Annotated in this window: 8 protein-coding genes; 4 read left to right on the top strand and 4 right to left on the bottom strand. The window is 74.1% G+C overall.

Annotated elements, in window-relative coordinates:
- The first annotated feature begins 155 nt into the window (after positions 1 to 155).
- Positions 156 to 1,346, top strand: coding sequence for a hypothetical protein (locus ACFV4G_RS22095; protein WP_380442930.1), 1,191 nt, complete (start codon positions 156 to 158; stop codon positions 1,344 to 1,346).
- A 96-nt stretch (positions 1,347 to 1,442) separates the two neighbouring features.
- A complete protein-coding gene (locus ACFV4G_RS22090; RefSeq protein WP_380442928.1) occupies positions 1,443 to 2,072 on the top strand; it encodes a DedA family protein in 630 nt (209 codons plus the stop codon).
- A 138-nt stretch (positions 2,073 to 2,210) separates the two neighbouring features.
- Here the strand turns inward: ACFV4G_RS22090 and ACFV4G_RS22085 are convergent, their stop codons facing one another.
- The 4 genes from ACFV4G_RS22085 to ACFV4G_RS22070 all read right to left on the bottom strand — a co-directional run bounded on the left by ACFV4G_RS22085 (position 2,211) and on the right by ACFV4G_RS22070 (position 8,590).
- The gene (locus ACFV4G_RS22085; protein WP_380442926.1) at positions 2,211 to 4,976 is read right to left on the bottom strand and encodes a protein kinase; all 2,766 of its coding nucleotides are present in this window, start codon (positions 4,974 to 4,976) and stop codon (positions 2,211 to 2,213) included.
- Between the two features lie 103 nt (positions 4,977 to 5,079).
- Entirely contained in the window at positions 5,080 to 6,255 is a 1,176-nt protein-coding gene (locus ACFV4G_RS22080) for an FHA domain-containing protein (RefSeq protein ID WP_380442924.1), read from the bottom strand.
- Positions 6,256 to 6,384: 129 nt separating this feature from the next.
- Positions 6,385 to 6,936 carry a DUF3592 domain-containing protein gene (locus tag ACFV4G_RS22075; RefSeq protein WP_380442922.1) on the bottom strand — a complete coding sequence of 184 codons (552 nt, stop codon included), beginning with the start codon at positions 6,934 to 6,936 and terminating at the stop codon, positions 6,385 to 6,387.
- A gap of 121 nt (positions 6,937 to 7,057) precedes the next feature.
- Positions 7,058 to 8,590, bottom strand: coding sequence for a PucR family transcriptional regulator (locus ACFV4G_RS22070; protein WP_380442920.1), 1,533 nt, complete (start codon positions 8,588 to 8,590; stop codon positions 7,058 to 7,060).
- A 182-nt stretch (positions 8,591 to 8,772) separates the two neighbouring features.
- On the opposite strand from ACFV4G_RS22070, the gene ACFV4G_RS22065 reads away from it, so the two are divergent.
- On the top strand, positions 8,773 to 9,834 hold the full coding sequence (locus ACFV4G_RS22065; protein WP_380442918.1) for an ABC transporter ATP-binding protein: 1,062 nt from the start codon (positions 8,773 to 8,775) through the stop codon (positions 9,832 to 9,834).
- 41 nt (positions 9,835 to 9,875) lie between these two features.
- A partial coding sequence (locus ACFV4G_RS22060) for an extracellular solute-binding protein (RefSeq protein WP_380442916.1) occupies positions 9,876 to 10,520 on the top strand: 645 nt, incomplete at its 3' end.

Raw genomic sequence — 10,520 nt, 5'->3', positions numbered from 1 at the left:
ACTACACCAGGCTCACCTCCTACGGCCTCGAGTACACCGGCGTCTACGTGGGGTGATCCGGCCCCGGTTGCCCTCGTTCATGAGAAGGAGGGAAACCGGCATGAGAGTCCGCGACATTGACGGCGGCTCAACACCGCCACTGCTAGCCTCGGCCCATGTCTGCGGAGCAATTCCTGACGCTGGACCCGGCCTCGGCCGACTTCGTCGTCGACGTCTCCAACGTCGTCCGCGACGACGCTCTCCTGAGCGCCCGGAAGGCCGACCTGTCGCGGCTCACCGCGCTCTGCCGCGCGCTGGCCTCCCACGTGGGCGACCACACCCTGCAGATCTACGCCGTCGTCGACGACTCGCTGCTCACCGACTCCTACCTCACCCGGGCCGAGCGGGCGCAGCTGCACGACTGGGTCGAGGCCGGTCTGATGGAGCCGCGAACGGTCGCGGACGACCGGCTGATAGAGATCGCCGACCTCTCCGGCGTCTCGGTCGTGAGCGACGACGGCTTCGTCGAGTTCCACCGCCGCTACCCGTGGATCTCCGGCAACCGCGACCGCTTCGTGAAGCCCGTCCCCCTGCCCGGCGGCCGGGTCGGGATCGTCCGGCGGGTCATGCCCGTGCCGGAGGACTGGCAGATCACGCGCAAGGAGGAGGAACGCCTGCTGCTCTCCGCCGGGATGCTCGACCGGCGCACCGGCAGCGGCCCGCGCCGCGAGTTCCTCGAACGGCTCTGGCGCTGCCCGGAGCGCGGCTGCCGGCTCTTCGAGGGCGGGCGCCGGACGGGCGCGGGCCAGGCGCTGCCGCGGCACGACCGCGGCCGGGCGGTCTGCCCGACGCACCGGCTGCCGCTGATCGACCGCGGGCCGCGCCCGAGCCAGGTCGAGGTCAAGATCCACGTGAACGACGAGGTGCAGACGCGCGTCGTGGTCGTGGCCGGCCACGACGTCGTCGTCGGACGCGACCCGGTGGCCCGCAAGGGGCAGCGGGCCGTCCTGATCGGCCCGTGGCTCACCGGCGCGGCCACCCACCTCGTCAGCCGCTCGCACGTCCGGCTGGCCTGCCACGACGGCGTCCTGGAGGCGCACGACACGAGCACCAACGGCTGCCGGGTCCGCTCGGCCGACGGCACGGAGCGCGAGGTCCGGCCCGGGCGGACGTGGCAGCTGCGGCGCGGGCAGCGGCTGCTGCTGCACGAGTCCGTGTGGGTCGAGATCAGCGGCCGGACCTTCGTCTTCGAGGGCGAGACGCCGCTCCCGAAGGCGCCTGCGCGCAGCGAACCCTCGGGGCCGACGATGCTCGGGCAGATCCTCCCGAAGCAGGACCACCGCAAGGGCAGGCGCCCGACGCGCTGAGGACCGGTGGTCACCCGGCGGTCACCCGGGGTGGTCGTGGGCGGTCGGGGCGTTCCGGCGGGATCATGGGAGGGTGATCCCGAGCGGGGTGCGCCGATGAACGTGATCACCGACTGGCTGCGCGGACTGTCCGGACCGGTGGTGTACGCCGTCGTCGCGACGCTGGTCTTCGCCGAGGACGCGATCTTCGTGGGATTCGTCGGCTTCGTCGTCCCCGGTGAGACCTCCGCCATCCTCGGCGGTCTCCTCGCCCACCAGGGCAAGGTCTCGCTCGCGTGGATCACGGTCGCCGTCGTCGGCGCCGCCATCCTCGGCGACTCCGTCGGCTACGAGATCGGCCGCCGCTTCGGGCCGTCCCTCCTGCACACGCGCGCGCTGCGCCGACACGAGGAACGGATCGACAGGGCGCGGGACTTCATGAGCCGACGCGGTTCGGCCGCCGTCTTCTTCGGCCGGTTCATCGCCTTCCTCCGCACGATGGTGCCCGCACTGGCGGGCACCTCCCGCATGCCCTACCGCCGCGTCCTGTTCTACAACGCCGTCGGCGGCATCGCCTGGGGCGTCGGCTGCACCCTCCTCGGCTACTTCGCCGGCGCTGCCTACCGCCGGGTCGAGGGCGTCGCGGGCCGCGTCGCGGCGATCGCGCTGGCCGCCCTCGTCGTCATCGCCATCGTCGCGTGGCACCTCCGCAGGCGCCGTGCGCGGCGCCGCGAGGAGAAGTCCTGAGGCCTGCCCCCGCTCCTGGGGGCGCACCGGCGGAATCCCGCTCGCACCGGACGGGTTCGTGTGGCCGACGTGCCGCGAGTGCGGTGGGGCCGCGTTCCTCTGGCAGCGCTGATTCCTCCGGGTTCCGGAGCTGTTGTTCTAGGTGTTCCGACCCGTGCGGTCGTCCCGCTGTCGGAGCCAGGTCCGCTTCGAGAAGAGGCGCAGCGCCGCTGTGAAGGGGTGCTCGGCCTCGATCCGGGCGGCCTGCTCGGCCGCGCCGGGGTGGCCGCGTTCGTCGGCCCAGCCGTACCACTCGATGGCCGCCCGGTACGAGCCGTTGCGCTCCAGGGCCCGGGCGCCGTCCAGGATCGCCCCCAGGTTGCCGGCCTCGCCGGCGCGGTGGAGCCAGTCGAGCGCGATCCGGTGGTCCTGGGCGGTGTCCGACTCCAGGTGGAGGCGGGCCAGCTTCCGCATCGCCCCGGCGTCGTTCGCCGCGGCCGCCTGTTCCAGCCAGTGGCGGGTGCGGGCGGGGTCGAGGGTGGCCATGATCGACGCGGCGGCGCGGTCGCCGGCCTCGGCCAGGGCGCGGTAGCGCTTGACGGCCGCCCTTCTGAGCCGCTTGCGCTCCTCGCTCGTGGTGGCGGTCTCGTGCAGTGTCAGTGAGAGGCGGGCGACCTCGCGAGGTGCGGTGGGGTCACCCTGCTGCTCGGCCGCCAGGAAGCAGGTGAGTGCGTGTGCCGGATGGCCGTTGAGCTCGTGGAACTGCGCCTGCTCCCGGGCGGAGAGCGACGTGGAGGGGATCTGCACCTTCGCGGGCGCCTTCGCCGACGCCTTGGCGGGCGCTTTTGCGGGTGCTTTGGCCGGCGCGGACGTCTTGGTGGCGGCGGCCTTCTTCGTGGGCTTCTTCGCGGGTGCCTGCACCGGTGCCTTGGCAGGCGCCTTTGCCGCCGCGCCCGAGGGCCCGGGGGCGCGCTCCAGCCCCGTGCGCAGCCGTTCCACTTCCTTGCCGGCCGCAGGGTGGCGCTTCTCGGCGGCGCGCCGATACCAGGTGATCGCCTGCTCGGCCCGGCCGGTCTGTTCGAGGAGCTCCGCGGCCAGCAGCATGCCGTGCGCGTGGTCGGCCCGGGCGGCCTTCAGGTACCAGTGCAGCGCCTCGGGGACGCGCGTCTCCTTGTGGTACCAGCTCGCGAGGTCGAACGCCGTGGCGCCCTCGTTGCCCGGTGGTGCGTCCTGGTAGGCGGTCAGGAGCGCGCGCTCGCGCCAGGAGACGCCGGTCTTGGGCCGGGTGCTCCTGAGCCGGGCCACGGCGTCGGTGGCCTGTTGGTTGGAGCCCTTGGCCGTGGCGCGCTCGAACCAGACCAGCGCCTCGGCCCGTCCGGCGCCGCCCGGTTCTGCCTCCGCCAGCGTGCCGAGGCGCATCATGGACTGGGACTCGCCGGCCCGCGCTGCCGACCGGTACAGCGTGACGGCCTCGGGCCCGCGGTGCGGGAAGTACCGTTCGATCAGCTGCGCCGCCTCGCGGGCGGCGGTCGTGTTGCCCGCCCCGGCGGCCAGCAGCAGCCAGTAGAGGGTGGCCTGCAGATCGCCGGTCGCCCGCACGGCCAGCGCGACCTGGCGCATCGCGTTGGCGTTCCCGGCCTCGGCGGCGGCCCGCCACTTTGCCCCGGGCTCGCCGACGTACGGCTTTGCGGGCTTCTCCTTCGGCGCCGCGGCTTGGGCGGCCGCGGGTTGCTTCGCCGCGGCTTGCTTGCCCGCGGGTTGCTTCGCCGCAGTCCCCTTCGCCACAGTCCCCTTCGCCGCCGGTTGCTTCACGGCGGGCTGCGTGGCGGCCGGTTGCTTCGCCGCCGTCGGCGGCTGGGTCGTCCCCTGCCGCTGTCCGCCGCCCGTCGGCGACGCCGCGAGGTCGTGGTCCTCGCGGTTCCAGTCGTCGGCGGTGGGGGAGAGGCCGGGCGCGGTCGGCGGCACGGTCAGCGATGGCCGCGGACCCGCGGTCGCGGGCCGGCGGCGCAGCGGCTCGCGCAGCTCGTTCGCGACCTGCCAGCGGTCGACGATGGCGGCCAGCACGGCGGAGGGCAGCCAGCCGGTGACGTCCGGTTCGGCGGCCGGCAGCAGGGCGGCGAGCCGGTCCGTGGTCGGCCGGTTCTGCGGGAGGGGCTCCAGGCACGGGCGGACCACCTTGGCGACCGCCGTCGGGAGGCCGTCCAGCCGGGGCCGGCCGGCGAGGATGCCGGCCGTGATCTCCGATTCGGATCCGGCGCCGAACGGATGGCGGTCGAGCGCCGCGTAGGCGAGGACCAGCCCGAGGGAGAACACGTCTCCCGGCCGTTCCACCGGCCGGTTCCTCAGCTGCTCGGGCGAGGAGAACGCACGGGTGCCGGGGTTGCCCGCCCCGGTGAGGGCGGTCCCGTCGGTGCGGGTGAGGTCGCGGGCGATGCCGAAGTCGATGACGCAGGGGCCGTGGCTGTCCAGCAGGACGTTCGAGAGGTTGAGGTCCCGGTGGACCAGGCCGACGGCGTGGATCCGGGTCAGCGCGTCGACCAGCCCGGCCGCGAGGACCTGCCAGGTGCGTCCCTTCAGCGGGCCGCCGCAGGAGCGGAGCGTCGACCGGAGGTCGATGCCGCGCATGTACCGGGTGGCGAACCAGGGCTCGTCGGCGGTGGTGTCGGCGTCGACGACCCTGGCCGTGTGCCGGCCGCCGACCGCGCGGGCCGCCCGCACCTCCCGGACGAAGCGTTCGCGGTAGGTGCGCTGGTCGCTCGCCAGGCGGTCCGGCCGGATCACCTTGAGCGCGACCTCGCGCCCCGCCCAGTCGCCCGGCTCGATCCGGCGGGCGTAGTAGACCGTGCCGTAGCCGCCCTCACCGAGTCTGCCGTACAGCCGGTAAGGGCCGATCCGCTCCGGATCGGTGTTCCAGAGGTGTTCCAACTCTTCTTCCTCGTCGCCTCTTTGACTGTTCCGCCGGCCTGGACCGGGTCCGCCGTTCGCTCCGGATCCGCCGTCCGCTCCGGGTCCGCCCGTCCGCTCCGGCTCAGCCCGGCCGGGTGGGCTCGTCCGCCGTGGGCGAGCGCCGGGGCGCCTTGGCCGGCACCGTCTCGGGGCGTTCCCCGGGCCACTGCTGGCCGCTGCGGCACAGGACGACGCCGGGGGCGATCAGGATCTCGTCGTCCGGGCCGAAGGGGCGGAACAGGGACTGCCTCGGGCGCTGCGGCGACTCCTCCCGCAGGCGCGGAAGGTCCGTCCAGGCGGTGGGCGGTGCGCCGGGCCGGGCGGTGCGGATCGCGCAGCCCGCCAGGCTGGTGTCGAGCACCTGGAGGGCGCCCCGGCGGGAGGCCAGGACCAAGTGCTCGCGGCTGATCGGCTTGCGGCGCTCTTCGGCGAGGTGGCACGGCTCGATGCGGTCGAGGTTGGCCCGGCCGAGGACGAACTCCACGCTTTCGTCCTGCACCAGGTTGTGCCAGGCCCGGCACTGCCCGTCCACCATGACCTTCAGCTGGACGCGGGGACGGCGTGGCCCGCTGTCGGTGAGCAGCGTGCCGTGCGTGCGGCAGACCACCCGCCGGCGCCGGAAGGCCGGGGCGGGGTGGCAGCCCGGCAGGGGGCAGCGCCAGGAGCGCTCCAGCACCTTGCGCCGCGGCCGGCCCTCGAAGAGCATCCCGTCGCCCCGCAGCCGGTCCTTCTCGCCCTCGCGGGAGATCTCCCGGTCGGAGTAGACCCGCATGTCGCGCGGGACGAGCCGGACCGGGCCGCCGTGCGGGCGCACCGGCTTGAGGAAGCGGTCGCGGTTGCCCTGGATCCACCGGTGCTCCGCCCGGTGCCCGATGAAGTTGTCGCCGCTGACGACCCTGATGCGGTACTCGTCGGCCTGTTCGAGCAGGTCGAGGTCGGCGGCGCCGACCGAGGCGATCAGCCCCCGGTCCCGCCACTCGCGCAGCAGGCGCGGCTCGTCCGGGTGCGGGTAATGCCCGTCGGACTCCGGCCGCATCAGGCTGTCGTCGGCGATCGCGTGGACGGTGACCCGGTCGTCGCCGGTGAACTCCCGCAGGGCGCGCAGGACCAGGCGCAGCCGCCCGAGCGCCCGGGGCGCCTCCCCGCCGAGCGCGGTCTCCCGCACGACGTTCGACAGGTCGATCAGGTAGTCGACGTCCTCGGCGCCGCCGCGCAGATGACGCTCCATCCGCCGGAACTGCGGCTGATCACTGGCCACTTTTACTCCCGCACGCTCCCGCGCCCAGACCGGTGGTACGAGGCTAGCCGGATCGGGCGCGCGGCAAGGGGCAGTTGGTCGATCCCGCCGGACCTCACCCCTGCCGTGCGGTTGTGCGACCCGCCGGCCCTACGGAAAGTCGTACCCCCCGGGGCCGGGCTCCTGCGGCGCGGGGAAGCCGGGGACGTGCGGCGGTCCCGAGTCGAAACCGCTCGACGCGATGCCGATGCCGACGACGACGACGAACAGCCCGACGACCATGAACACCACTCCCATCGCGACCTTCGCGCCGGAGGCCGCCGCCTGTCCGGCCGGGCTGCGGTCGACCGCCATCGCCACGTGCGGTTCGAGGGGCAGGTAGCGCACCGGCACGTGGTCACCGACGACGCGCGGTACGCCCGACGTCTCCTCGATGCGGATGTCGCGGCCGTCCGCGGTGCGGAACCCGATGATCGTGTGCCGCACGTGGCGGCCCGGGTCGGACAGGTCCGAGCCCACCCGCCGCTCGACCGTCACGTACGTCTCCAGGCACCGCCCCTCGGCCGGCACTCCGTCCTGCAGGATCCGCGCCCGCCGGTTGGCCCCGCCGGCCACGCCGATCGCCGACGCCAGGCCCGCCCCGGCGAGCACCAGTCCGACGATGACGAAGAACACTCCGATGAAATTGCCGCTCTCCGACACTCTCCATCCCCCCGTGGATGCCAGTCGAACGCATGAACTCCGGTGTCCAGGACGGACGTCGGGCGCCATCCGGTTCCCGCCCGGCGGATCCGGTCGGCCGAAGCCGATCAGCCGGAGCCGGTCAGTCGGGCCGGGAGTTCGCCGGCTCGCGGTCGGGGAAGGCGGCGAGGAGGGCGAGCCAGAGCTGGAAGCGGTCCTGCATGGACTGGAGGGAGCGGCCGGTGAGGCGTTCGATCCGGTCCAGGCGGTAGCGGACGGTGTTGCGGTGGACGTACAGGCGGTCGGCGACCGCCTGGACCGAGCAGTCGGCGGCCAGGTACGCGTGCAGGGTCGTGACGAGGTCGGCCTGGTTGGCCTCGTCGAAGCGGGTGAGCGGGCGCAGCACCTCGGTGGCGAGCTGCTTGAGCGGCAGATCGGGGCTGGAGAGCAGCAGGCGCGGCAGGTTGAGCGGGTCGCCGGTGTGGATGCCGGGGCCGCGGGTGAGGGCGGCCTGGGCCTCGAACCAGCTCCAGCGCAGGCCGTCGACGCCCCGGTAGCAGCCGCCGATTCCGACGGAGGCGCGGGTGTCGAGGCCGGAGAGGGCGGTGCCGAAGCGCCGGGCCAGGGCGTCGACGGGGGCGGACTGCGGGACCACCGCGACCAGGTACCGGTCGACGACGGCGGTGAGCACGGGTTCGGGGGAGTCGGGGTGCCCCGGCGCCGGTGACGTGAGCCAGGGCAGCCGGGCGAGCCGCCGGTCGGCCGCGGGCCCTCCGCCGTCCGGTCCGAGACTGCCCAGGACGACCCGGTGGGCGGTCTTGGCGTCGAGCCCGAAGGCGGCGAGCCTGCGCTCGGCGGCGGCCGGGGCGATCACGTCCCGGACGATGTCCTCGACGACCTGGCCGGCCAGTTCCCGCCGCCCGGCCAGGTGGGCCTGCCGGCGGGCCAGTTCCAGGCCGACCAGCCGCACCGCGTACGGCAGCACGTCCGCGGCGTCGCCGGCCGACCGCAGGCAGAGGAACGCCGCGAGCATCCCGTCGACCTGGACCGGCAGCCGGACCGGGCCACCCGGCGACTCCGCGAGGTCCGGCCCGGCCGCCCGGACCTCCTCGATCAGTGCGTCGGACCGCTCGGGGGCGGCGGCGAGGACCGTCCCGTGCCGGTCGAGCACGGCGACCTCGGACCCGCACGCCCGCCGCAGCACCCGCAGCAGCGCGCCGAGGCCCTCGCCGCCCAGCAGCGCCTGGACCAGCAGGTCGTGCTGGTCGACGAGCCGCCGCTGCGCGCTGTGGTCCTCGGCCGCGATCCGCTCGGCGACCAGGCGGTTCACCGCGATGAACGGCGTCTCGTACGGGACTTCCAGGACGGCCAGGCCCAGCCGCCCGGCCTCGGCCACCGTCGCCCGCGGGACGGTCGGGTGGCTCAGCCCGGTGCCGAAGCCGACCGCCGACGCGCCGGCGGCGGCCACCCGCTGGACGAAGGCGGTCTGGGCGGCGGCGGTCCGCTGCCGCAGGCCCGTGGTGAGGAGCAGCTCGCCGCCCGTCATCCACGGCGTGGGATCGGCGAGTTCGGTCACCGCGACCCAGCGCACGACGCGTTCGGCCCCGGCCGGGCCGGTGCACAGCCGCAGGCCGAGGGCCTCTTCCCCAAGAAGTTCGCGCAGGGTCACCGACATGCGCCGGACTGTAGCGCCGCACAACTCGGCGGCGGAAGACCGTGCGGGCGTCCATAGCCGGATCGGGGGAATCCCCCTAGGTTTCCGAGCGCCGAGCCGTTCGTCCGTTGCATGACACCCACCCGCACGCCACCCGCACGGCAGCGACGACGGGACACCGACCAGGAAGGCCGCAGGACTTGATGAGCGACGACCACGCGCCCCGACCGGCCCCGCCGCCCGCGGCGGTCCGGCTCGAAGCGCTCGCCAAGAGCTTCGACGGCCAGGTCCGCGTGGTCGACGGCGTGGACCTGGAGATCGGCGAGGGCGAGTTCTTCGCGATGCTCGGCCCGTCGGGCTCCGGGAAGACCACGGTGCTGCGCATGATCGCGGGCTTCGAGTCGCCGACCGCCGGCCGGGTCCTGCTGGGCGGGGCGGACGTCACCGGACTCGCCCCGTTCGACCGGGACGTCAACACGGTGTTCCAGGACTACGCCCTCTTCCCGCACATGACGGTCGAGCAGAACGTCGGCTACGGACTGATGGTCCGCCGGGTGCCCAAGGCCGAACGGGCGCGGCGGGTGCGCGCGGCGCTCGCGATGGTCCGGCTCGACGGCTTCGAGCGGCGCCGCCCGGCCCGGCTCTCGGGCGGCCAGCGCCAGCGGGTGGCGCTCGCCAGGGCGCTGGTGAACCGGCCGAAGGTGCTGCTGCTCGACGAGCCGCTCGGCGCGCTGGACCTGAAGCTGCGGCACGAGATGCAGGCGGAGCTCAAGCGGATCCAGCGCGAGGTCGGGATCACCTTCGTGTTCGTCACCCACGACCAGGACGAGGCCCTCACGATGAGCGACCGCGTCGCGGTGTTCAACGCGGGGCGGATCGAGCAGGTCGGCTCGCCCGCCGAGGTGTACGAGCACCCGGCCACCGCCTTCGTCGCGGGCTTCGTCGGCATCTCCAACCTGCTGGACGGCGCGGCGGCCGAGCAGGTCGTGGGCGAGGCGGGGCCGTTCAGCATCCGGCCGGAGAAGATCCGGATAGCGCACCCGGACGATCCCGCCGGGCCGGACGAGCTGTCGGCGACCGGGCGGGTGGCCGAGGTCGTCTACGCGGGCGGCCACACCCGGTTCCTGGTCGACCTGGAGGCGGGCGGGCGGCTGACCGCCGTCCGGCAGAACCTCGACGAGGGCTCGGCCGACGTCGTCCGCCACCGGGGCACGGACGTCGTGCTGGCCTGGCAGCGGAAGCACACCGTGCGCGTCGGCCGGTAGTCCACCCGCAGTTCCTCTCCCCTGAAGATCGGAGACACCCCATGCGCATCCCCTCGATCGCCCGCACCGCGACGACCGCCGCGGTCCTCCTGCTTGCGGGCTGCAGCAGCAACACCGCGACGACCGGCGCCCACGGCCCGAACCCGCCGAAGCTCCCGATGCTCCAGTCCCTGGGCGCCGGCGAGGGCCAGGTCAACCTCGTCGCCTGGGCCGGCTACGCCGAGGACGGTTCGGACGACAAGAACGTCGACTGGGTCCACCCCTTCGAGCAGCAGACCGGCTGCAAGGTCAGTACGAAGACCGCCGGCACCTCCGACGAGATGGTCTCGCTGATGAAGACCGGCCAGTACGACGCCGTCTCGGCCTCCGGCGACGCGACGCTGCGCCTGATCGCCTCCGGCGACGTCGCCCCCGTCAACACGAGCCTCGTCCCGAACTACGCGGATATCTTCGAGGGCCTCAAGAACCAGCCGTGGAACTCGGTGGGCGGCCGGATGTACGGCATCCCGCACGGCCGCGGCGCCAACCTGCTGATGTACCGCACCGACAAGGTCTCGCCGGCGCCGGACTCGTGGAGCGTCGTCTTCGACGGCGCCTCGGGGGGGGGGGGGGCCCCCTCCCCCGGGCACACCCCCCCAGAAAAACACCCCCCCCCCCCCCCCCGCCTTTATACAAAGACCCCACCC

Origin of the sequence: Kitasatospora sp. NPDC059747, from assembly GCF_042732955.1 — a bacterium.
In the GTDB taxonomy this organism is placed as follows: Bacteria; Actinomycetota; Actinomycetes; order Streptomycetales; family Streptomycetaceae; genus Kitasatospora.
Note: the sequence above shows the minus strand (reverse complement) of the source record. Positions and strands in the feature narration are given on the sequence as shown.